14 protein-coding genes are annotated in these 23650 nt (G+C 58.8%); 6 read left to right on the forward strand and 8 right to left on the reverse strand.

Annotation, left to right across the window (positions count from 1 at the left end):
* Positions 1-116: 116 nt before the first annotated feature.
* The gene (locus VG146_12160) at positions 117-1250 is read right to left on the reverse strand and encodes an alpha-amylase family glycosyl hydrolase (protein ID HEV2393102.1); all 1134 of its coding nucleotides are present in this window, start codon (positions 1248-1250) and stop codon (positions 117-119) included.
* Positions 1251-1288: 38 nt separating this feature from the next.
* Positions 1289-1699: a hypothetical protein gene (locus tag VG146_12165; GenBank protein HEV2393103.1), complete on the reverse strand. Its 411-nt coding sequence runs from the start codon at positions 1697-1699 to the stop codon at positions 1289-1291.
* A 182-nt stretch (positions 1700-1881) separates the two neighbouring features.
* Here VG146_12165 and VG146_12170 point away from each other — a divergent pair, with 182 nt between their 5' ends.
* On the forward strand, positions 1882-2322 hold the full coding sequence (locus VG146_12170) for a CHAP domain-containing protein (protein HEV2393104.1): 441 nt from the start codon (positions 1882-1884) through the stop codon (positions 2320-2322).
* A gap of 230 nt (positions 2323-2552) precedes the next feature.
* Here VG146_12170 and VG146_12175 read toward each other — a convergent pair whose 3' ends face one another.
* The 6 genes from VG146_12175 to VG146_12200 all read right to left on the reverse strand — a co-directional run bounded on the left by VG146_12175 (position 2553) and on the right by VG146_12200 (position 14504).
* Positions 2553-3638 (reverse strand): adenylate/guanylate cyclase domain-containing protein, encoded by a 1086-nt coding sequence (locus tag VG146_12175; protein HEV2393105.1) that lies wholly within the window; start codon positions 3636-3638, stop codon positions 2553-2555.
* A 5-nt stretch (positions 3639-3643) separates the two neighbouring features.
* Positions 3644-4042, reverse strand: coding sequence for a response regulator (locus VG146_12180; GenBank protein HEV2393106.1), 399 nt, complete (start codon positions 4040-4042; stop codon positions 3644-3646).
* Positions 4002-6200 (reverse strand): MASE1 domain-containing protein, encoded by a 2199-nt coding sequence (locus VG146_12185; GenBank protein HEV2393107.1) that lies wholly within the window; start codon positions 6198-6200, stop codon positions 4002-4004. The genes VG146_12180 and VG146_12185 overlap by 41 nt, the downstream gene beginning before the upstream one ends.
* Before the next feature lie 477 nt (positions 6201-6677).
* Entirely contained in the window at positions 6678-9407 is a 2730-nt protein-coding gene (locus tag VG146_12190; protein ID HEV2393108.1) for a DUF2341 domain-containing protein, read from the reverse strand.
* A 387-nt stretch (positions 9408-9794) separates the two neighbouring features.
* Entirely contained in the window at positions 9795-11447 is a 1653-nt protein-coding gene (locus VG146_12195; GenBank protein HEV2393109.1) for a DUF2341 domain-containing protein, read from the reverse strand.
* Between the two features lie 12 nt (positions 11448-11459).
* Positions 11460-14504 (reverse strand): LamG-like jellyroll fold domain-containing protein, encoded by a 3045-nt coding sequence (locus tag VG146_12200; GenBank protein HEV2393110.1) that lies wholly within the window; start codon positions 14502-14504, stop codon positions 11460-11462.
* Between the two features lie 126 nt (positions 14505-14630).
* Between VG146_12200 and VG146_12205 the strand changes: the two genes are divergently transcribed.
* From VG146_12205 to VG146_12225, 5 genes are all read left to right on the forward strand, one after another.
* On the forward strand, positions 14631-18701 hold the full coding sequence (locus tag VG146_12205) for a two-component regulator propeller domain-containing protein (protein ID HEV2393111.1): 4071 nt from the start codon (positions 14631-14633) through the stop codon (positions 18699-18701).
* 116 nt (positions 18702-18817) lie between these two features.
* On the forward strand, positions 18818-19444 hold the full coding sequence (locus VG146_12210) for a response regulator transcription factor (GenBank protein HEV2393112.1): 627 nt from the start codon (positions 18818-18820) through the stop codon (positions 19442-19444).
* 77 nt (positions 19445-19521) lie between these two features.
* Positions 19522-21546 carry a tetratricopeptide repeat protein gene (locus VG146_12215; GenBank protein ID HEV2393113.1) on the forward strand — a complete coding sequence of 675 codons (2025 nt, stop codon included), beginning with the start codon at positions 19522-19524 and terminating at the stop codon, positions 21544-21546.
* A gap of 181 nt (positions 21547-21727) precedes the next feature.
* Positions 21728-22831 carry a DUF748 domain-containing protein gene (locus VG146_12220; GenBank protein ID HEV2393114.1) on the forward strand — a complete coding sequence of 368 codons (1104 nt, stop codon included), beginning with the start codon at positions 21728-21730 and terminating at the stop codon, positions 22829-22831.
* Positions 22832-22842: 11 nt separating this feature from the next.
* Positions 22843-23559: a group 1 truncated hemoglobin gene (locus tag VG146_12225; GenBank protein ID HEV2393115.1), complete on the forward strand. Its 717-nt coding sequence runs from the start codon at positions 22843-22845 to the stop codon at positions 23557-23559.
* The last annotated feature ends 91 nt before the right edge of the window (positions 23560-23650 follow it).

The raw sequence follows: 23650 nt of genomic DNA on the forward strand, positions 1-23650 counted from the left end.
TGGACGGTCTTGGTGCATAACCTCTGGGTGCTGGCGCGGCTCCAGCCAGCGGAAATGGCACAGGCAGAGTCAGAGGCGGCCTGAACCCCGCCGAAAGGATTTTTCCGGCGCAGTAATCACCCGCGCGGTGTGTACTGGACAAGCGGATTTCGACATGCTAACGAGGTGAATTGGCACTGATGCCTAGTGTAGCTTATCATTACGAATACATTCATTAGTTGCATTTCCATCATCGCCAAAAACCCCGCTTTTGGGACAGGCTCTAGATAGAGATAGCTCAGCAGGAGCCGCACATTGGCAAAGCGTTGCCACTCGTCTCCTGGCATTCTGGCCAGAATCGAATTGTGGCCTGGCAGGACGAGTTGGTGCGATAGCGGCAGCACAAAGCGCTCGCTAAAGACATCGCCGGCGCGCTGGGTCAATTTATTGTGGTGAAACTTGCGGTAACAAGGCTCGTGACTGAAGTAATCGAGTGTCTGGTCGATAAAATGCTGGTCCCATTTAGAACTAAACCCTGCGCCGCCGCTCTGAGCAGGATGAGTGAGCATGGGCCAGGCGGTGGTTTCCTGAGCTATGCGCAGGACATCCGGGAAGCGCTGGCTGACCTCGGTGTTTAAGCGCTTGAGGAAATCCAGGCCCGCCAGGTTCTCGCGTCCACCATGGGGATTGGGGACCCATTGGCCGCTTTGCAGGGCGAAATCGAGAAAGAGCATGACCTCCAGCGAGTCGAGTCGCAACCCATCCGCATGGTACTTTTCCAGCCAGAACAGGGCGTTGCTCAAAATAAAACTGCGCACCTGCCCGCGCTCGTAATCGAAGCTGCACGCGCCGGGGTCTTCTGCCAAAGCCAGCCGGCAAAAACCCCGTTCATATAACTGCGTCCCGTCAAAATAAGCCAGGCCCGGCTCCTCGGCGGGGAAATGGGCAGGGACCCAATCCAGGATGACGCCGATAACGTGTTGGTGGAGATGATCGATCAGATACATCAAATCCTGCGGCGCCCCGTGGCGGCTGTCTGGGGCAAAATAGCCCGTGATCTGGTAGGGGTGTCCGGGTGGATGCTCCATGACGGGCATCAACTGGAGATGGGTAAAGCCCATTCGCATGGCGTAGTCAGCTAGTTTGGGGGCTAATTCGCGGTAGGTCAGGGGACGATTGCCTTCCTCTGGCACGCGCATCCAGGAGGCGAGGTCCACTTGATAAAATGCCAGAGGTGATTCGGTTTGATGGCGCTGAAGCCGGTGGGCCATCCAATCCTGGTCCTGCCACTGATAGTCCAGGTTGCAAACTAACGAGGCCTGCTGCGGCTGTTTTTTTGACGGAAACCGAGCGGGTCAAATCGGTCCAGCTCATAGCCGTGATGCCGCGAAATGAGATGGTAGCGGTAAGCCGCGCCGGGGCCGGCGTGCGGGATGAATCCTGACCAAATGCCGCTTTGGCCTAAGGGCCCGAGCGGGTGAGTGCGGTTGTTCCAGCCGTTGAAATCTCCCGCAACAAAGACACGCTGCGCGTTAGGCGCCCACACGGCGAAGTGAGTGCCCTCCGTTCCATTCACCGCAACCGGCTGGGCGTCGAGTTTTTCGTGAAGTTGCACGTGAGTCCCTTCATTAAAGAGGTGCAGATCGAATTCGCTGAGGAGTCCGGCCCCCTCAGCATTCATCGATGTTTGCTGCACCTCCCTGTACACGCTGCTTCCCATTCAAGTTTTTCCAACACCCGAGGCGCCCCCGCCCGGTTAGTGGCGGGCGAGGGTCCTTTTCGGAGATAAATCTCGCCGCGCTTAAAAGCGATGTCAATTCAACGTGCCTGGGATAAAACCCGATGCACTATTCGCCCGGTTGACGTGGTCACTGGCATGGAATTCCAGTTTTCGATAACGGCGTGCTTTTCTTCCGTAGTCACGGCAGGAATTATGCGCCCGATGGTTATTACTTCGGCCAGAAGTGGCAATGCGTGGAGTTCGTCAAACGCTTTTACTACATTGCCAAACACCACAAAATGCCGGATGTGATGGGACACGCGAGGAGCTTTTTCGATGAGGCGGTGCCTGATGGTGGATTGAATGGGCGACGTGGTTTGGTTCAATACCGCAATGGCTCAACTGACAGACCGCGGCCCGATGACCTCGTGGTGTTCACCGACACGAAATATGGGCACGTCGGCATCGTGACGGAGGCAGGGGAAAGCGCCGTGGAAATCATCCAGCAAAACATTCTTGGGCACACCAGGCAGCGGCTCTCTCTGACAGTGACCAATGGGCATTATTTCATCGCTTCACCACGAACACCCGCAGGTTGGTTACGGCTGCCCAATCGTCCATAGTTCTCAATCTGGCCCTTGGTTTTTCGCCTTGTTCCCGTTGCATGCTTGGTTTCAACGCAATGTCATTCCGTTAGGGAATATCGCCAACTGCGTAGAATTAATGTGAAACCCAGCTTCAGCCGTCCCTCCGGGACTAAGGGCTGCAGCATCACCCCCAACGCTGAAGCGTTGGGCTATTGTCGGATGTCCCTCCGGGACAGCCGGTCCCCTGGCTTGGGGACTCGCGGAACTCACCCCTCCGATGCGCGTCCGACAAGGTTGCAGACCACCATGGGGCCGCAGCCTTTTACGTCCAAGGCGCGTTGGTTATCAAAGCGGAAGAGGCCCTTGAGGCGCTGGGAGGTGGCCTGGGAGACCTGGATGCTGCCGGGCTGGGCCATGGATTCGAGGCGGCAGGCCACGTTGACGGTATCACCCCACAAATCATAGGCGAACTTTTTGCGCCCAATCACGCCCGCAATGACCGGGCCGGCATTGAACCCGATTCGGATTTGGATGGAGGTATCGTATTGGGTATTGAATTCTTCGAGGGCCAGCCGCAATTCCAGGGCGAACTGCGCGACGGCCTCGGCATGGTCGGGGCGCGGCGAGGGCAAGCCCGCGGCAACCATGTAGGCGTCGCCCATGGTTTTGATTTTTTCGAGGCGATGTTTTTCGGCCAGCAGATCGAAGGTGGAAAAGATTTCGTTGAGGAGGGAAACGATTTCCTCGGGGGCAACGTGCGAGGTCAAGGCGGTGAAGCCGACGAGGTCGGCGAGCAGGACGGTGACGTCCGGGTGATGATCGGCGATGGAGGTCTGGCCCTTTTTCATGCGCTCGGCGATGGGGCGCGGGAGGATGTTGAGCAAGAGGCGCTCGGAATTTTCACGTTCGAACTGGAGCTTGTCGAAGAGATGTTTGGCATAGACGGCGTTGGCGACGCGCAGGATCAGGTCCTGCATATCGACCGGCTTGGCCAGGAAATCGTTAGCGCCCGCTTCGATGCCCATCAGGCGCTCTTTACGCGCGGAGAGGGCGGTAATCATGAGGATTGGGATGGGGGCGGTCTGGCGGTCGCGTTTGAGGCGGCGGCAGAGCTGGAAGCCATCCATGCCGGGCATCATGACATCCAGGAGGATGGCATCGGGGGGTGAGGTGGCGATGAGGCGCAGGGCCTGGAGACTGGAGTCGGCTTCGAGGACTTCGTAACCGCGAAGAGCGAGGGAATCGCGCAGGAGAATCCGGTTGGGCTCCTCGTCATCGACGAGAAGGACACGGCCTAACCCGCGCTGAGGCAGGGCGATACCAGGTTTTTCGTTGAGGGCAGTGGTTTCCATGGTGATTAATGGGAGAGTTGGACATTGCTGACAGGCGATGTTCGCCGGGCTTGGGCAGCGGCGATGAACTCGCCGACGCGCCCGGCGAAGGTGCGTGTGTCGATAGGTTTGGTAAAGTAGCCATCGCAGCCGGCGGCGGCGGCGAGGTGGTCATCCCCGCGCATGGCGTGAGCGGTGAGGGCGACGACAGAGATGTGAGCGGTGGCGGGGTCGGATTTGAGGTTTTGAGTGGCGGAGAGGCCATCGAGGCCGGGGAGGCCGAGGTCCATGAGGACGATGTCGGGCATGGCGGCGCGGGCCAACTGGAGGCCTTCCTCGGCCGAGTGGGCCTGAAAGACCGTGAACCCGTAGGCTTCGAGGAGATCAGTGGCCAGCTCCAGATTCAACTGGTTGTCCTCGATCACCAATACTCGATGGTTGTGCGTTGGCATCTTTCTTAATAAAGCCGGTGTCACCCTGGCGGTGGAGATTGCTGGCCGGGTGGGATTCGACGGTTAAATCAGGGGGAGGTTCTTTGAAGGGGATGAAAAAGCTAAAGGAGCTGCCGCGCCCCTCGATGCCTTCGCTCTCGACCCAAACGCGACCGCCATGGAGTTCAATGAGCCTCTTGGTCAAAGCCAAACCCAGGCCGGTGCCCTGCTGCTGGCGGCCATAGGAGGAATCGACCTGCTCGAATTCGACGAAGATGCGCTGCTGGTCCTTGGGATGGATGCCGATGCCGGTATCGGTGACGGAGACGATGAGGCAGTCGCCGGCATTAGCCATGTGCGATGACCCGTTAGCTGGCGCATCGGCAGTGTGGCGAGCGGCGGTAATGGTGACGCGGCCATGGTCGGGGGTGAATTTAATGGCGTTGCTGAGCAGGTTGTACATGATCTGCTTGAGCTTGGCTTCATCGGCAAAGAGGGGCGGCAGGTCGGGGGCGGTCTGGACATCGAGGATAATGGATTTTTTGTAAGCGAGAGTTTTGACGATGGCGTGGACGTTTTGCAGGGCTTGCGGGACGCTGAAGAGGGTTCGAGAAAGCTCGACACGGCCAGCCTCGACTTTGGAGAGGTCCAGGATGTCATTGATAAGCTGGAGCAGATGGCGCCCGCTGGTGAGGATGTGGTTGGAGTATTTGACCTGGCGGGGGTTGAGTTCGCCGAAGGTTTTATCGGCGAGGATTTCTGAGAAGCCGATGATAGCGTTGAGGGGGGTGCGCAGTTCGTGGCTCATATTGGCCAGGAACTGGCTCTTGGCGCGGTTGGCGGCTTCGGCGGCTTCTTTGGCGTGCTGAAGGGCATCTTCGGCCCGTTTGCGATGGGAGATGTCCTGGATGACGGCCTGAAATTCAAACGTATCGCCTTGTTCGGCGAAGAGGCGCCGAACGGTATATTGTTGCCAGGTGACCTGGCTGTCCGGGCCGGTGAGGCGGTGGTCGAAAGTGATAACGGGCTTTTCCTTGGGCAGGGAGTTGAAGTGGCTGAGGGGCACATCGGCGTCCTGGGAAGAGAGGGTGTGAAAGAAATTGGAGCCCAGGAGTTGTTCGCGGGTTTTGCCGCGAAACCGGCAGTAGGCGCCATTAACGAAGGTCAGGGCGCCGTCTGGGGTGAAACGGCAGATGAGGTCCGTTTGGTCCTCAACAACGGCGCGGAAGCGTTTTTCGCTGGCGGCGACGGCGCGTTCGGCGGTGCGGCGCTCGGCAGCGGCGGCAGCCAGGAGCATGTTAGTAACGGCTAGAATTCCGATATAACTGCCGATGAGCATCAAGCTGTCGGCCTCGGTATTGGCCAGGAAGGGGCCGCGCCGCTGCAAGAGGGAATAAATGGCCAGGCCAGTGACGAGCAAGGTGCCGGTGGTGGCGCCGCGCTGGCCGAAGCGCAAGGCCCCCCAGACCAGGAAGGGGAAGGGCAGATAGGCTAACGGGTAGTTCTGGATGCCATAAACGAACCACGAATCAAAGGAGATGAGGGTCCCGAGCACCAGGCCGGTTGCGCAAATAACGGCCTCAGCGATGAGTTTGGGATTCCAGCGGAAAGTGGCAGGGGTGGCCCAGACAACAATGAACGGGGCGACGACCAAGCCGGCGAGGGCGTTGGGGACCCACCATTCGAGGACTTTGGGGAAGAGTGCATCCCAGGAGATGGTGCCTGAATAGATAAGGCTGACGACGTTAAAGGTGGCGTTGACGGTGGTGCCGAGGAAGGCGGCCAAGCCGATGAAGGCTGTTACGTCGCGGGTGCGCTCCATGCGGTTATCAAAGGAAGCCAGGTTCTTAAGGAGGAAGGTGCAAACGATGGCGCCAATCGTATTGCCAATAGCCGTGCCGAAAGTGAAAAAGCCCAGGGGCACGCCGTCCATAAGGGCAAACATGACCGCGCCGAGGGCGACGCCGGGCCAAAACCGGTAGCCAAACAGGAGGATGGCGGCCAAAGCGATGCCGGAGGGCGGCCAGACCAGGGCGATGCTGCCCGAAAGGAAGGAGGATTCTTTGCCGAGGAGGCCGCCGAGGAAATAGACAGCGGTGAGGATGACCACTCGGGTGAAGGTCGTCAGGCGTCTTTGTGATGCTGGTGCCACGCTATTAAAAATTCGATTGTTGCGACAGGCGTGGGAGCCGGTGTGGTCCTGGCCCGATACTGCGGCAACAACCACCCGAAAGGCTCCAAGCGCCGAAACTGCAAAAACTCAATACTGCAAGGCTTATGCCAGTTTGGTGGACAATGAATGGGAATGGCGTTTCTCGCGTTTAACGGGACCGGGAAAAAGAGGGTGAGGTTCGGAGGATGCGGCGGGTGTCCTGATCCGGGACAGGAGACTTTAGAATTTTGATTCTCGATTCCCGACAGGTTGAACAGGAGACAACAGAAAAAACGGAGGCCGTGAACAGGAAGCCAAAGCTGTGTCTTGCACCCTTGTGGCTGGTCACTGAATGGTGAGGCCCCGTTTGCGCCTCAGTTGCCCACAAAAGTGCCTCAAGAATCTCCAGAATCCAGAATCTCCGTTTCCTCTTGTTTCTTTCTGCATGTTTCCGCTACGCTCGGCCGCCAGACTCCTTCACTCTTGCAGGCGGAAGAAAGCCGAAACGTTGGTATCGGCAGGAATCTGTGTCTGCCATTGGTTATTGCTAAGGACTGGTTGAATGGGCGCGGGCATCCAATTGAGGGGCGGGGTGAGGTTGGTGGCAGTGTAAAGAGTGAAGCCCACAGCGCTGGCAGGCCATTGAAGGACGATGTTACCGCTACCGGCCACCAGGGACAACAAGGGGGCCAGTTGTTTGATGGCGGAGTAGGTGGCCAAACCCGTATTGGCGGCGCCGGTCATCCAACTGGCCCATGCCCAATTGGAAGAGCACGCCCCCGCCTGGATTCGGGCCTCGTCCATGGCGCCTTGCCAGTATAGGGAGCTGTTGGTAAAGCGAGCCAGGTTGATGCCGGTCTGGTTGGGGAAATCGGTGCGGATGCTGCCGGATTGGGTCTCATCGGCCCCATCGACGTAGAGATGGGCTGTGCCGGCGGCCTCATCAATGGCGGCGGCGACGTAGTGCCAGCCGTTAGTCGTAACGGCATAGCTGGTGGTAGAAGCGGCCAGCCCGAGGGTGCCGTTACCGGTCTCAAGAGTCAATTTTCCATCGGCAGTCTGGTAGCTATTGACGAACAGCGCGAAGCCGGGGGAGTTATAGCCTCCGGGCTTATTAGCCCAGATGGTCTGGATGTTGGTGGCTGCGGGGTCGAGTTTTACCCAGGCCGAGAGTGTGAAAGCGCTGCCGAGGTTGACGGGGCCGGCGTCCAGATACTGGGAGACCCCATCGAACTGGACCCCGCGTCCGACCAAGCCGGGAGTGGAAAGGGGCTTAACGCCGGTTTGGGCCGGATGTTGCTGGGCGCTATCGGCATAAGGGAAGCCATTCTCCTTGAGATGCCACACCAGGTCATAACCTGGGGACCACACGGCGCCGTTGGTGGATGAAGCCTCGGGGCTGGCTGCCAGGGGATTGCCCCAATATGCCCAGATAAAGTCTGTTGGGCCTGAGAGTTGGGGTACCTGGACCCAAACATACGAGGCGCCGTTGGTGTTCCATTCATCGATCTCATGGGGAATGACCATCAGACCGCCGGCATCGGTAAAGCGCAGGTCACCGCCTGTGGGTGAAGCGAAATGGCGATAGGAAAAGCCGGGGAGATTAGTGCTGAGAGTCACGAGCACAGGAAATTTCAGAAGCGCCTCGCCCCGAGCATATCCGGAGAAAGTAATCCGAAAGCGACTCCCATAATCTTGCGGGTTCAGGATGCTGGTGGTGAAAGAGGCGGAGGCGGGCGCCCAGGATTCCGCTGCGGAATTGGTGGCATAAAAGCGGAAGTAATAATTGGTTTGAGGAACGAGGTTGGTCAGGACAGTGGAGAACGTCGCCGGGTTGAAGTGGGTGTTTACTCCCAAAAACCGGCCCTGCTCCCAGGCTGCTCGCGTGACGCCACCATCCTGGCGGCCCCAAAAAACCCAGACGTCGGCCTGATCATCGCCATAAATTCCCTGGGCCAACGTGCCGCTAACCGATGCGGAGGACGGGTCCAGGAGTCGAGCCGGCGCATTGGAGAGGCTGAGGCGGACGGGGGGCGGCAGGGGCTGGTTCAAAAGGGGGATGGTGAACGAGGCGAATTCCGAATCATTGGGCAATTGGCCATGGGTTTCTTTAAACTGGGCAGTGAGCAGGCGGGCATCGTTGATGAACCGTTGGTGGAGGTAATAGGAAGCTACTTTGACATTGTTGGAATCGATGAGACAGTAATTCTTGTTGGTTTCGTTATCATAAATTTCCCAAAACAGGATAAAACGCAGAGGCCCCCAGGCGAGCAAGCGCTGGATGTACGCGCGGGTAAGGGGCTCCTGGGCAGCGGTCGAATAGCTTCCCCCCCAGCCATATTCGCCTATCCAAATGCGCTGGCCAGGCACAACGCTGGCCTTGTTGGTTGGCAGATTGGACTCGATGAAATTGAGGTCAGAATCCAATGTGGCAGCGCTGGCGTTCATCACGTCATAGGAGGAATAGGAGAGATAATCGAGATTCGTGACATAGGGAATGACCTTGTTGATCATGCGCTGGTTGATATTTGTGTTGCCGCTCAGGGCGTCGAGCACGCGAACGACCTCGGCGTAGCCAAAGACGTTGACGTTGGTATATTGAACGGCCTTTTTGGCATCATCAATGGCCTTTTGCCGGTTATTGAGCCAGTTAATCATGCCCTCAATGGCGATGGGGCTCGGATTGGTCGAGGTATTGTAATTGGGCAGCAGGTACCAATCCCCCTCCCAATGGCCGAGGTAAAAGGTTTTGCCGGAGTTGTTGTAGTTGGTCAGGAAGTAACAGGTCAGGTCGAACATTTCCTTGTAATCATCGGCGGCCTCGCTGGCGGAGTAACCGTCGAACGGCCAGGAATTGCCAAAGGGATAGGCCCAGAGGACAAAATGGCGGAAGGGCATATCGAGCATCTGATGGCAGGAGGGTTCGTCGCGTGCCAGCGTCAAGAGATTCGTCACGTTGGATGGCAAGTTGATGTGGTACTGCTTTGAAAAATCGCTTCCGAGATAGCCCTTGATGATGTCGCTCCCCAAACCCTCAATGGCCTGGGCGGTTTCGACCAGGAGCGTGTTTGTGGTGAACTGGTACAGGCCGGCGAAGGTCTGCGTGCCGACATGGACGTTGTATGAGTCCACGGCGGGATCGGAGAGTGTTCCCGCGCGCGCCAAAGGGAGCGTTAGAAAAAGGAGAGCGAATACTTTGGTTGCCAAACGCCAACTTGTACTCGGGCCCGTCGGCGATTGGGGCAACTGGCCTGCCCTCCTTGAAATCAACAAACGATCAATCATCGAAGTATCCTATACGATTTATGTGAATAATGCACATGCGAGCGCCGATCGCGGGGGGGCGAGCTCCTGCGCTAATAGGGCAGGTCCCAGAGCCTGTTTTAAAAATAGAATTGCCGCCATTCGTCCTCGTCCTCGAAAAACTGGAAAATCGAGGACGAAGGACGAGGACGAGGAGGAACGGGAGCCGTCCATTTTCAAAACGCGCTTTCAATATCGGCCCTGCGGGAGCTCGTCCCTCTCTGAGTAAAAAAGCGGCCGGGAATTGTTTCCCGGCCGCTTGAGTTCAACTGGTCCAAAGGTTGGCGGGTTCTACTTGACTAGAACGCGGAAGAACTGTTGCGGGCCGGTCATCTGCACGGGCCATGGCGAGGTAGCATTGGGCACATTGTTATAAGGTCCTTGGGCCTGGCTGGCCGACTGGAGTGTGCCTTGAGGCCAGCTCAGAGTGAGGGCCTGGCCCGAGCCCTGGCCGCTGAGAACCACGGCCGAACTGCTGAGCCCGGTATAATTCTCGAACGTGCTGTTCTGGGCGACGGTCATGTAACTGGCCCAGGCCCAGTTGACGGAGTTTGTGCCCTTCTGAACGCGGGCTTCATCGATAGCGCCGTGCATATAAAGGGCGTTGTTTGTGAACGCACCGAGGAAGAGATCGACGTCATTGGCAAGCGTTGGCACAGCGACCGTGTTGCCTGGCACATTGGCGCCGTCCATAAAAAACAGCACGCTTCCTGCGTTCAGGTCCACCGAGGCGCTGAGCAAATGCCATTGGCCGAAGCTGACGGTTCCAGCGGCGGTTGTCGCCTCGTTGCCTGCGGTGCCATCGCCGCTTGCGAAGTCGATCTTCTGGTCGGTGTTGCCGTAGGTATTGACGAACAAGGCGAAACCGGGCGCGCCATAACCCCCGTGTTGGTTGGCCCAAGTGGTTTGGATGCTGGCGGCGGTGGGGTCGATATTCACCCAAGCCGAGAGGGTAAAGGCCTGACCGAGGTTGACGACACCTGCATCGAGGTAGGAAGCGCCCGAGAACAGCCCAGCCGTCCCAATAATGCCAGGGGTAGCCGCCGGGGCAACGCCGGTCAGAGCCGGGAACTGAGCCGTGCTGTCGGCAAAAGGCAGTGCCCCTTCTTTCATGTGATAAACCACATCGAAAGGAGCGCTGCCGGAGACCGGGACCCAGACTTCGCCATTGGTGGTCCAGGCCAGCGGGGTAGTAGCCGCTGCGTTGCCCCAATACATGTTAATGCTGTCAGTGTTGGTTGCCAATGACGGCACTCGGACCCAGATGGACGAAACGCCGTCCGGATGCCACTCGTCGATCTCGTGTGGAATCTCACGCGTGCCGCTCGAGTCGGTGAACCGGATGTCCCCGCCGTCCGGCGAGGCTAATTGCGAGTAGGAGAATCCGGGCAGATTGGTGCCAATCTCGACCAGGGAGGGGAAGTTGAACAAGGCTTCACCGCGGTCATAGCCGGCGAAGGTGATCTTGAGATGATACGTGTAATCGCCCGGGTTGAGAGTCGGGACCGGAAGCCCGACCAGTTCAGCAGTGCTTGAAGGGGCCGAGCCGTGGGCATTGCTAACGGTGACCATGAAATAGTTGGTGCCGACGGGAGTTCCGACCGTCAAGCTGGCGTTGGTGGCGCCCGGGATTGGCGAGCCGTTCTCAGTCCATACATAAGTGAACGGGGCGGAGCCGCCGGGCACGACAGTATAAGTCATAGGCGTGCCTTGGGTGTTTGTAGCCGTCAGGGGCGAGATGTCCGTCGCGATGAACGGCGGCCCTTGCACGACAAATATCTGGGCCTCAACGCTGGTAGCCTGGCCATAGAGATTCGTCACGACGGCTTCGTAATAATCGCCGGTGGCATTGACGCTGATATTGCTGATCGTCAGCGTGGCATTGGTCTGCCCTGCGAGCGCCACAGGCGAACCGCTGGTCATATCATACCATTGGTAAGCCAAAGGCGGGGTCCCTCAGACACCGAGGAAAAGCTGGGCAGTGGTGTCTTCGTTTACGACGGAATTGGTGGGTTGCACAGTGATGAGCGGAGCGACGCCCGAGCCGTAGTAATGGGCCTGGACCTGGCTGGAACTCAGGGCGTAACTATACACTGCCACATCGTCGATGCTGCCAGTGAACTGGCTGTCGTGAGGCGTGCCTGCCCCGGATTGGCGCGACCCGATGCTCAGCGGGGTGCTGGAGGCGAGCAAGCCGACGTTGGTCTTGATGCTGGTGCTGGCGCTCAGCACCCCGTCCACGTAGAGTCGCACCGAGCCATTAGGCTCGTCGCAAACGCCAACGACATGGTGCCATTGATTGTCATTGGGCGCGCTATTTGCCGTCGCCGCATAGACGTTGCCGCCGGCGTCCCGGACGAAGAAGCGATAGTCGTGCGCCGGGTCTTTGCCGCCGGTATCAAGATTGAACTGCTCGCCGCCGTTGCCGTAGCCCAGGGTGATGATGCCCGCATCCAGGCTTTGGCCATAGCCTCCATTAACCCAGCCTTCAATCGAGAATTCGGCGCTTTGGTTGGTTGGGGTGGAAAAGTTCAGATACGAGGGGACTTGGCCGACGAAACTATCCACGGGGTTCAAGCTGCCGAAGGTAGCGGCCAATTGGCTGGGTTCATTGGTGCTATAACCGGCCTGGCCGAGGAGCACATTGGTGTAGGCGCCGTTGAGGCCGCCGGCATAGTCGTAAGCGGTCGTGCCGCTCGTTTCGTCGAGGCGGAAATAATCCATCGGATGATCGTTTAGAACCGTTCTTGGGTACCGGGCCAGGGGGTCTGCAAGTACCGTCATCGAGATACCAGCGATGGGAGTTGATCCATACGAATTCTGCACGGTGCATCCATAGGTGCCGCTGGTTTGGGCATTGGCAACGGTGTAGGTCGAAGCGGTCGCCCCACTAATGGGGGAACTGTTGAAGGTCCAAGCATACGAGAGAGAAGGACCCGCGGCATTGACATGGAGCGTGGGGCTGGCGCCGGCAAAAATCTGCATTGTTGTGGGGCTTTGTTCGAGAACGATCGGCGTGCTGAAGACCGACACCTGGGCGACCGTGCTCGTCACGGAGCCGTAGGTGCTGTTGGCAATAACGTAGTAGCTGCCGGCATTGGCCGGGACGAGCGGTGAAAAGGCCAAACCCGAGCTTGTGGCGCCGGAAATGGCGGAGCCGTTTTGGTACCATTGGTAAGTGGCGCTCGTGCCGCGGGTGGTGACGCTCAGGCTGCCCGGCGAGCCGGCATTGTTGGTAAATGACACCGGTTGCTGGGTGATGTAAGGAGGAACGCCCGCAGCGGAATAAATCTGGCCAATCTGCGCTGCGCTCAGGGCATTGGTAAAGAAGGCGACCTGGGCGACCTGTCCGTCAAAATTCCGGATGGTATTTGCTGAGGAAGCGCTGGCGACCGTGTATTGGGGATCGCCGCCCAAGAGCAGGTCGTTTGTGGAACCGACAATATCGATGCCATTTGCCGTTGCCGCGGTCTTGGCGAGCAGGCCGTCGAGGTAAAGGTATTCATTTGTCCCATCCGAGACGCCGGCGGCCATATGCCATTTGCCGTCATTGAAGGCAAAACCGTTTGTGGCAACGTCCGGAAGGTTGGCGAACTGCAACTCGGGTCCTGGACCTGGGTTGAAATGGATGTCAGAAGCCCCCTGGCCCAAACCAAAACGGAAAGAACTGTCGCTGTGGCCGAGGATTTCCTGGAAACGAGCGGGAGAATCGGCTGGGTTAGCGCGGAACCAACTTACGACTGTCAGGGGTGCTGTGCTGGTGGGGTTTAATTCAGCCGGGAGATTCCCCCCGCCAATATCGACTGCGCCGTAAAAACCGTTCAAGGCGACGGCCTTCGTCGAGGTCCCGAACCCGGCGTAAGGCGGGCCGTCCACGCCCGGCGTAGTGCCCGGCTGATAAACCCCGCCGGCGCTGGCCCCCAGGGTGCCGAGATTACTGGCGGCCGGGAAGGTCGTGCTGGGGTAGCCCGAGTTGGCCGGACTGATCTTATCATTCAGTCGATAATAGAGAATCGGGGAATCAGCCAGCACGGCGTTGGTATAAACGTTGCCGTAGGTAGCGTTTGTTCCATAGGCGGTTTCGATGTGGGCCTGAATGCTCGACTGTGGCAGAACTTCAGGATAGATAGCAACTTCGTCCAGCACGCCGGAGAAGGGACTCATGCCGGAGGAAACCGAGACATCATTGCCGTTGCCGATCATCAACGGGGTCGTCGGGTCAGGGACATACTTCAAACCCGCTCCGTTGGCAGAAAGGTTCTTCGTGCCGGCCAGGACACCGTTGGTCCAGACTTGCTCGGTGCTGCCGTCAAAGGTGGCAACGACATGAACCCATTCGCCAAGTGCAAAGCCCGCATGCGCATTATAGCCGCTGGTGTCCAACTCGGAGGACTTATTTCCAGTTGCGTTGGTCGCGAAGCAACTAAAATACACATAATCCTGATACTGACCCAGGGCGAAGCCTGCCCAGCCCGTGGTCTTGCCGCCGTAGTAGGGATTGCTGGGGTCCGAACCGCCCACAATAACGGGTACCTGGCCCTGGCTAACCAGGGTGCGATTGGCGCCGTTATTGGCTTGAAACTGGGCCCACACCTCAATCGTAAAGGGGGGGACAAGGGTCACGGCCGGATTCGGGACGCCGTTTGTGTTGCGGGGCACGATGACGTACTGGCCGGGCTGCTGGAGGCAGTTTAATCCCACGTCGCCGTCATTGGCGAAGGTGATGCCGTTTGCTTGAGAAATGTTGTTGGTGATGTAAAAGGAGCTGCCCGAGGGCTGATACCAAGCGCCGTAGTAACCATTACCGGCGGGGCCCAGCGAGCCCATGTTGGTCGCTATAATGTTGAGGGGGGCTGGGGGCTGGACGGTTTCGTTGAGGGGCCAATAGCCCGCAGGATTGAGCGCCTGAACGGCGTTCTGATAAGGTTGAGCCTGGCCGCTCTGGGCGGCCAGCAGCGCGAGGCATGCAAACGCTGCACCGAAGATGGGACTTTTACGCATGAGCTTTAATTAAAGTTGAGGCACTTTTCGCGCACAGGATGGCAGAAGCTGTCGAAGGGCATAATCATATGTTTATATGGGTAAACACTTGGCATGAGCCGGCCTCCTCTGTAGCCTGTGATGCTGATGAGTCGGCAGGTTTTCCTCCTTTTGTTGCTGCTGGGCCTCGCCAGCCGCGCTGCCGCGGACCCTCGCACCGCCCAGCCGGTCGTCGGGAGAAATGCAGACGGGTATCTCGAGGTCTTTAGTGTCGGGCCGGATGGTCAATTGCGCCATCGCTGGCAACGGGCTTCCAACGGCGACTGGTCTTTCTGGTTGAGTCTGGGCGGGCCGTTTTTGCCGGGCCTCGCCGTCGCCACCAACCGCAATGGCCAATTAGAGGTTTTTGCCGTTGAGCGAATTCGTCACACCCTTAGGCAAATCACCCAAACCATGCCTAACAGCCGCGACTGGACCACCTGGAAGGATCTTGGCGGGCCTGTCGGCGCGCCGATTGCCGCCACCCATGACCTGGACGGGAGGTTGGAGGTTTTCGCGCCGGATGTTCAAGGGAGCGGCGTCAAACATTTGTGGCAAACCCAGGAGGGAAGTTGGTCCGCCTGGGCCAACCTCGGAGGACACATCGAGCCGGGCCTGGTAGCAACCCCAAACCTCGATGGCCGCCTTGAACTGTTCGGAGTTGAACGCGGCACCCATGAATTGGTTCATTGCTGGCAGCGCCAGACCAACAGCGACAGCGATTGGGCGCCATGGGCGAGCCTGGGCGGCTCCGTCTTACCGGGCATCGCCGCAGGCCGGAATGCGCGTGGGATTTTGGAAATCTTCGCCGTAAACCGCAACAGCCGGGCCGTGCAACGAATCACCCAGAGGGCGCCGAACGCCAGCGCGCGCTGGTCGGATTGGGTGGACTTTGGCGGCAACTTTAAAGATGGCCTGGCCGTGGGGCAAAGCGCCGACTTGCGCCTGGATGTCATGGGGGTCGATACCGGAGATAATATGCTCATGCATCGTTGGGAGACGCTTGTCGATGGCTCGGACCAATGGTCCGCCTGGTCCGGGTTGGGTCAGCGGGCCCAGCCCTATTGTGGGGTGGGCCAGAATGAAGATGGGAATCTCGAGGTGTTCGCGGTGGATGTGAATGACCCAACGGTGCTCAATCACCGCCGCCAAATCAGCAAAGCCAGCGAATGGCTGGATTGGTCAAGCTTGGACCACCAGACTTTCCAGTACGGCTCACGCCTCTGGCAAACTGACGAGGGCCTCCCCCATAATAACGTTCAGGCCATCGCCCAGACCCGCGATGGCTATCTTTGGATTGGCACCCAGGCGGGCTTGGCGCGCTTTGATGGTGTGGAGTTTACGCCGCTGAACCTTGGCCCGTTGGGACCAAAGAGCCCGTCAATTACCGCGTTGTGCGCCGATTCCCAAAACGCGCTTTGGATCGGGGCCGAGGGCTTTGGCTTGCTCAGGTATGATGCGGGCGTTTTCTCAAGGTTTACCACCACCAACGGACTGGCCGGAGACGATTTGCGCGTCATTTACCGAGCACGCGATGGGGCGCTCTGGATTGGCACAACCACAGGAATGAGTTGTTACAGGGATGGCCGATTTATCAACTATACCACCAGGCAGGGCCTCTTATCCAACATTGTCCGCGCTATCAACGAGGACCGCGACGGCAACCTGTGGATTGCCACCGGCGCAGGCCTCAATCGCTTGCGAGGCGGGCGAATGGACTCGTTCCCCATGCCCAACGGCCTGCCCAACGATTCGGCCCGCGCCATTTGCCAGGACCGCGGCGGGCGGATTTGGATCGGCTCCAACAACGGCATGCTCTGGTACAACGGATATTGGAAATCATTTTACGCTTACAATACGCGTTATGGACTGTCCGATACGTTCGTCAGTGCCATTTGCGAGGATCATGAGGGCAACCTCTGGGTCGGCACTTATAGCGGTTTGAACCGTTTCCATGAAGGCCGCTTTTTCCCACAGCTTAACAACGAAGGAGCGCCCTTTGATAAGGTCAATGCGTTGTTCGAGGACAGCCAGGGGAATCTCTGGGTCGGTTCGCACGAGGGATTGGTGCGCCTGACGCCCCAGCGATTTGTCACCTACACCCAGCGCCAGGGGTTGACGCATAACAATGTCATGTCGGTGCTCGAAGACCGCGCCGGGGCGGTGTGGCTGGGGACTTGGGGTGGTGGCCTGGACCGTTTAAAAGATGAAAAGGTCACATCTTATACCGCAACAAACGTCTTTTCGCAGGAATTGATTTTGTCTTTATGCGAAAGCCGGGACGGTAGTTTGTGGGTTGGAGAGGATTTTGACGGTGGCCTAGCGCGGCTTCAGAACGGGGTCTTCAGACATTATGACATGAAAGAAGGGTTGCTCCCAGCTTCTGTGCGGGTGATCTATGAGGACCGTTCGGGCAGACTTTGGGTCGGGACCAGCCAGGGGCTGTGCTGGTTGAAGGACGGCGGGTTCATCACTGAGACGAACCTGGCAGGCAAGGTTGTGCGGGCGATTTGCCAGGATACCAACGGCGCCCTCTGGGTCGGCACCGAGAGCGGCTTGTTTGAGCGCCAGCAGGACCACTGGATTGGGTTCACCAAACGCGACGGGCTCAGCAATAACGAAGTGACCGCGCTGCTCGATGATAGTGGCGGCTCCCTTTGGATTGGGACTGCCGACGGCGGACTGAACCGCTACAAATCTGGCGCGTTCAAGGCCTATACCACTAGCCAGGGACTCTTTAGTGACGAGATTTTTGAAATCCTGGACGATGGCCACGGCTGGCTTTGGATGAGCTGCTCAAAAGGTATTTTCCGGGTGCGCAAGGCGGATTTAAGCGCTCTGGATTCCGGCGCCTTGGAGACTATTTCCAGCGTTGCCTACGGCAAAGCCGACGGGTTGGAAAGCACCCAATGCAGCGGCATAGCCAAACCGGGCGCTTGGGCTGCTCACGATGGCCGGCTCTGGTTCGCTACCAGCAAAGGAGTTGCTTCAGTTGATCCAGCCAGCATCAAAATCAACCTCGTTCCGCCACCTGTCTTTATCGAGCAAGTTCTGGCGGATAGAAAGGTGGTCCAACAAAAGGCAAAAGCACCACGACGGCTATCTTACCCTCCAAACCCCACGAAAACCTTGTCAAGTCCGGCGGTCCAGCCTGACCCGGTAGTGGTTCCCCCGGGCCGCGGGGAGCTGGAATTTCGTTACACGGCTCTGGATTTCCAATCCCCTGAGAGCACACGGTTCAAGTACAAGCTCGATGGGGTTGATACGGACTGGATTGAAGCGGGCGCGCGGCGAATGGCCCATTACAACAATGTCTATCCGGGTGATTACATTTTCCGCGTGATTGCCTGCAACAAGGACGGGATTTGGAATGATGCCGGGGCGGCACTGGCCGTGGTGGTACGCCCGCATGTATGGCAGACCCTCTGGTGGCGTGGCATGGTGGTCATGGTGGTTATTGGCGGGGCCGGTGCCGCCGTCCGCTACATCACCCGAAGAAAGATGCAGCGGCGTATGGCGCTGCTGGAACAACGCAACGCAATTGAACGCGAGCGCGGGCGCATCGCCAAGGACATCCATGATGACCTGGGTTCGAGCCTCACCCGGATCATGATGCTAGGCGAACGCGCCGAGGAAGGACTGGCGAGCCAGGAGGATGTCGGGGTACATGTAGCCAAAATTGTTACCTCAGCGCGCGACACCGTTCAGGCGCTCGACGAGATCGTATGGGCCGTGAACCCCGAGAATGACACCCTCGAAGGGCTTATCGAGTATATCAGCCATTATGCCGATGAGTTTTTCGAAGAAGCCCCGATAAGTTGCCGACTCGAGATGCCCGGGGCCTTGCCTGAGTGTGTGTTGCCGGCTGAAGTCCGGCACGATTTGTTTCTCATTGTGAAGGAGGCCTTCCATAATGTGTTGAAACATGCAGCGGCTTCGCAGGTTTGGGTGCAGGTCTCGGTGAACGGCTCGACCCTCGCAGTTGCGATAAAGGACAATGGACAAGGGTTCTCCCCCGGGCCCTCAAACAATGGCCGGAGGGGCAATGGCCTGCATAATATGCGCCGGAGGATGGGGGGTCTGGGCGGCACCATCGAAGTTAGGAGCGCGCCTGGAAATGGCACGGAAGTCAGAATCGCGCTCCAACTGCCGAAGAGGGAAGGGTGTGAAAGGTCTTAAGGCTCGTATTCAACGCGCGCTGTGGCGGACCTTGTCTGCTCCCTCGTATGTTCCTACGGTTGGCCCAGATAGCCAAAGCCTCCTAAGATGCCCGCGTGATCGCCCAGACTGACTCCATGCCGATTCAAGTTGCCATTGTCGAAGATGATGAGGAAATTCGAGCCAACCTCACTCACCGGATTGGAGGGAGTGCTTCCTTTCGCCTGCTGGCGTCTTATGGGGATGCCGAGTCTGCTTTGGCCAATCTGCCTCAATTCCAGCCGGATGTTGTTCTGATGGATATCAATCTGCCTGGCATGGACGGAGTGGAATGCGTGCGCCATTTGAAGGCCAAATTGCCGAAATCGCAGTTTGTGATGCTGACAGTGTATGAGGACAGCAACCGGCTCTTTAAATCGCTCATGGCCGGAGCCAGCGGCTATCTGCTCAAGCGCACCCCTCCGGCGAAACTCCTGGCCGCCATCAAGGAGGCCCATGAAGGCGGTTCGCCTATGACGCCGCAGATCGCCCGGCGTGTGGTCCAGCATTTCCGACAATCGCCCGAGCGTGCTTCCGAGTTGCAACGGCTGACGCCCCGCGAGGCCGAGGTGCTGAACCAGCTCTCGAAGGGGTTCCGTTACAAAGAAATCGTTGATAACCTGGGCATCAGCTCCGGCACGCTCCACAGCTATATCCGCAGCATTTACGATAAACTCCACGTCCATTCCCGCACCGAGGCAGTGGTGAAGTATTTGAACCGTTGATGTCGTTGAGCCCAGGTTAATTATTTGATTGATAATGCCGGTCCTTGCGGTTTAACCTTTGGGCACTCAGCCCTCAAATGCGCAAGCACAACCGGAAGACCCACTCCGGCCAGGCAGGGTCGGCTGCTCCGCGCAGCAGGCCTGTTGCCGGAGGGGCGCTGACCCTTGAGGCCCGCTCTGCGTACGCCCGGCTCAAAGGATGGCGGCTGTGGCTGGGCCGGCTGGCCCTGGCTATTTTATTACCTGTCTTGCTGCTGGGCGCCACCGAGGGCCTTTTGCGCCTGGCAGGTTACGGCTACCCCACGGGCTTTTGCCTCCTGCAAAAGAAGGATGGCGTCTTCATCCAGAACGACAAATTTCTCTGGCAATTCTATTCACGCAAAACCAATTTGCGGCCCAACCCCTTTTCAGTTTCCATCAACAAACCGCCTGGAACAGCGCGGATTGTAATCCTGGGGGAGTCGGCGGCGGCGGGCACACCGGACCCGGCTTACAATTTCGGGCGCATATTGGAGCGCATGTTGCGCCGGCAATTTCCCCAACACCGCATCGAAGTCATTAACGCGGCCATGCCGGGGGTCAACTCGCACATTCTTTTGCCAGTAGCGCGGGATTGCCTGCGGTTCAAGCCGGATTGCCTGGTGATTTACATGGGGAACAACGAAGCGGTGGGGCTCTACGCGCCCGGCCCGCACAGCGGGCGCTTAACGGGTTGCCTGCATCTGTTGCGCCTGATGCAGCGGGTACGAGCCAGCCGGCTGGGACAGCTCCTCGAGCCGCTGTGGCTTCGTTTGCAACCCGAAGGGGCGGGGTCGGATGAGCAGGATGAGAGTTTTTTCCTGGCTCACCGGGTTGCGGCTAATGACCCGCGGCGCGAGGCTGTTTATGAGAATTTTCGGGCCAACTTGCGGGACATTTGCGCAGCCGCCAAACAGGGCGGGGCCAGAGTGGCACTGATGACTGTGCCGGTGAATCTGAAGGATTGCCCGCCGTTTGGGTCGCTGAATCGGCGCGGCCTAGTGGGACACACAAAGGGGCACCTCTCCCCAGCGCTCTCCCCTTCGGAAGGGGAGAGGGAGACTTCCGGGCAGGCTAGGGTTGGAGCGCATGTTACAGAGTCCTCAGCAGGTGAAACCGCGCTGTCCAAATGGCAAAGCGATTATGAGGCGGGGCAGGAGGCCCAGGGCCAGGGGGAATATTCGGAGGCGCTCGTGCATCTTTCTGCGGCAGCAGCGATTGACGATGACTTCGCCGACCTGCATTTCCGGCTCGCTGAAACCTGCCTGGCACTTGGCCAGTTTGATAAAGCCCGCCAGGAGTTTATCCAGGCGCGGGATTGGGACGCATTGCAATTCCGGACCGATTCGCGCCTGAACAACATCATCCGGCAAACGGCTGAGCATTTCGGCGCGGAGGCCGTGCGGCTGGTGGATGCTGAGGCAGCTCTGGCTGAGGCGGAAAAGGTCGAACCGCGCGTGCCGGGTGGGGCGTTCTTTAACGACCATGTGCATCCGAGCTTTGAAGGGGATTATCTCCTGGCCAAGACGCTGGCGCCTGCGGTTTCCAGCGCGCTGGGCGCGCGCGTTGGAAGGCCAGTGGAGGGCCTCCTTTCCCGGGATGAATGCGCGGCGCAGCTTGCCTTCACCCGAGTCAATGAGGGGCAGATAGCCGTGCAGATGCTTAGAACCACAGCCCTGGCGCCCTTTACGGCGCAGTTGGGACATGACCGGCGGCAAAAAGCGGCGGAAGAGCAACTGGCCTTGCGTTTTGGCAATGTTACATGGGACGATGTCGAGGCGGCCTCGGATGTTTATCGCGCGGCTATCGAGCAATTCCCGGATGACTGGTACTTGCCATTCAATTATGCACGGCTGCGCCTGCTGCGGGGCGATTACAAGACGGCCATCGAGCAGTTCGAAGCTGCGCGCCGGCTTTTGCCGCAGTGGGTGCCCCTGCGTGTCGGCCTGGCTACGGCCTTGAGCGGCGCGGGGCGAGAGCGCGAGGCGTTGAAGGAATTGGCCGCCGCGCAGGCGCGCGAGCCGGAGTCGGAGGCGATCAAGTCGGCGATTCAACGGCTTTCTGGTGGTATTGGACCCCGTTGACGGGTGACTGGGGGCCAATAGGTTAAGCCGAGCGGGTCTGTGGGGAGGAAACGTTTTTCCGAGCCGACCCGAAGGGATGAAGGAAAGGGAAGAACCAACGAAAGCGCCCGGGAAGGGCAAAGGGCCGGGCGGGGAGCATGGGGTCAGGGAGGCGGCGGGGCGCAAGAAGCGCAGACGCTGGATGGCTCTGCTGTTGGTGGCGGGCGGGCTTGCCGTCATCTTGGGCGTAGGCCGGGCCATCCTGCCCTGGGCGGTGCGGGATTACGTGAACCGGACGCTGGACCGGAACCCGCTTTACTCGGGGACGATTGGGCCGGTGCGGATTCATCTGATTCGGGGTGCTTACTCGATTGAGGAAGTGAGGTTAAGCAAGACGACCGGGGACGTGCCGGTGCCGTTTGTATCGGCCAAGAGCGTTGAGTTTGCGATTCAATGGAAGGGGTTGGTGCATGGGAGGATTGTGGGGGAATTCGTGATGAACGAGCCGGAGTTGAACTTTGTGGATTCCCCGAGCGAGGGGGCGTCGCAGAGCGGGACCGGGGGGCCATGGCTGGAGATGATACGGGATTTGTTCCCGTTCCAGATTAACAGGGCGGTGGTGCGGGAAGGGTCGGTGCATTTCCGTTCCTATCTGGGGGCCAAGCCAGTGGATGTGTATCTGTCGCATGTGGAGGCCTCGATAGATAACCTGTCGAATATCCGAGGGGAGACGACGCCGCTGCCGGCGACGGTGCAGGCGAGCGCGCTGGCGATGGACCAGGCCAAGCTGCAGTACCGGATGACCTTGGATCCCTTTTCGTATCACCCGACCTTTCACATGGCGCTGCAGCTTTTAGGGCTGGATGTGACGCGGCTGAACGAACTGGCATTGACTTACGGGAAGTTCGATTTCAAACGCGGCTGGCTGGACCTGGTGGTGCAGACCGATTCGAACGAGGGCCAAATCAGCGGGTATATCAAGCCGCTGTTCCGGGACCTGAAGTTTTTCAGCCTGAGCCAAGACATCAAGGAAGATAGCGCGCTGCAATTTTTTTGGCAGGCGCTCATTGGGGCGACGACGACGGTATTCAAGAACCAGCAGCGGAACCAGTTTGCGACGCTAATTCCATTTACAGGGGAGGCTTCGGGGACAACGAGCGCGGACATTTTGGCGACGATAGGCAATGTGTTGCGCAATGCATTCGTGCGGGCATACCTGCCGCGGCTGGAAAACGGGGAGCAGGTGCTGGGAGGGATGCAGTTCGAGCCGCCGGACATAACGGCTTCGCCGATTGAGACGCAATGAGGGAGGAGTTTATGAAAAGATGGATAGCCAAGAACGCGAGCTGCCGGTCAGCAACGCTGTTGCTGTGCGCGGCGATAGCCGGGATTATCGGCTGCAGCACGCGAAAGGCGGAAACGCAGCAGGCAGGCTACTTTACATCCGGCAGCAAGGAAGCCGATCAACGCGCGGCGCAGGAGATGGCCAAGGCGCAGCAGCTATCCGGGTCCGGAGAAGGGGCCGGGGAGGCTGGGGTCAAGAAGGCCAAACCGGCGGCGCCCAACGCCCAGGGGACGGACGGTCAGACCAACGTGGCGGCGCAGGCAACCGGGAAGCTGACGCTTTTTGCGAGGCTGGGCGGCGAGGCGGGCATATCAAACGTGGTTGCGGATTTTCTGCCGCGCGTCATCCAGGATCCCCGTGTGAACTGGGACCGCAATGGCGTGGTGCGGGGGGGATTGTCGTTTCACAGGAATCGGTCCGAGACGTGGAATCCCACACCGCAGCATGAGGCAATACTGAAGAAACACATGGTGCAGTTCCTGGTGCTGGCGACCGGGGGGCCGGCGCATTACACCGGCATGGAGATGGGCGCGGCTCATGCCAACCTCCACATCAGCAACCCGGAGTTCGACGCGGCAATGGGGGATTTGAAGGAGACGCTGGACAAGTTCAAGATTCCGAACATGGAGCAAAAGGAACTGCTGGCAGTCATCGAGACGACGCGTCCGGAAATTGTCACCGAACGTTGAAAAAAAGGAACCGCCATGATTTCAAGAAGCTGGTTAGGGAATGGGGCGGAGGCCAAGCGCTTAATCTTACCGCAAGAGAACGCAAAGCACG

The sequence above is a fragment of the Verrucomicrobiia bacterium genome (genome assembly GCA_035946615.1).
Taxonomy (GTDB): Bacteria; Verrucomicrobiota; Verrucomicrobiia; order Limisphaerales; family UBA8199; genus DASYZB01.

Coding starts and splice junctions, on each gene's coding strand:
- VG146_12160 (HEV2393102.1), bottom strand. CDS start 1,250: ATGGCCCACCGGCTTCAGCGCCATCAAACCGAATCACCTCTGGCATTT.
- VG146_12165 (HEV2393103.1), bottom strand. CDS start 1,699: ATGGGAAGCAGCGTGTACAGGGAGGTGCAGCAAACATCGATGAATGCT.
- VG146_12175 (HEV2393105.1), bottom strand. CDS start 3,638: ATGGAAACCACTGCCCTCAACGAAAAACCTGGTATCGCCCTGCCTCAG.
- VG146_12200 (HEV2393110.1), bottom strand. CDS start 14,504: ATGCGTAAAAGTCCCATCTTCGGTGCAGCGTTTGCATGCCTCGCGCTG.
- VG146_12205 (HEV2393111.1), top strand. CDS start 14,631: ATGAGTCGGCAGGTTTTCCTCCTTTTGTTGCTGCTGGGCCTCGCCAGC.
- VG146_12210 (HEV2393112.1), top strand. CDS start 18,818: ATGCCGATTCAAGTTGCCATTGTCGAAGATGATGAGGAAATTCGAGCC.
- VG146_12215 (HEV2393113.1), top strand. CDS start 19,522: ATGCGCAAGCACAACCGGAAGACCCACTCCGGCCAGGCAGGGTCGGCT.
- VG146_12220 (HEV2393114.1), top strand. CDS start 21,728: ATGGCTCTGCTGTTGGTGGCGGGCGGGCTTGCCGTCATCTTGGGCGTA.
- VG146_12225 (HEV2393115.1), top strand. CDS start 22,843: ATGAAAAGATGGATAGCCAAGAACGCGAGCTGCCGGTCAGCAACGCTG.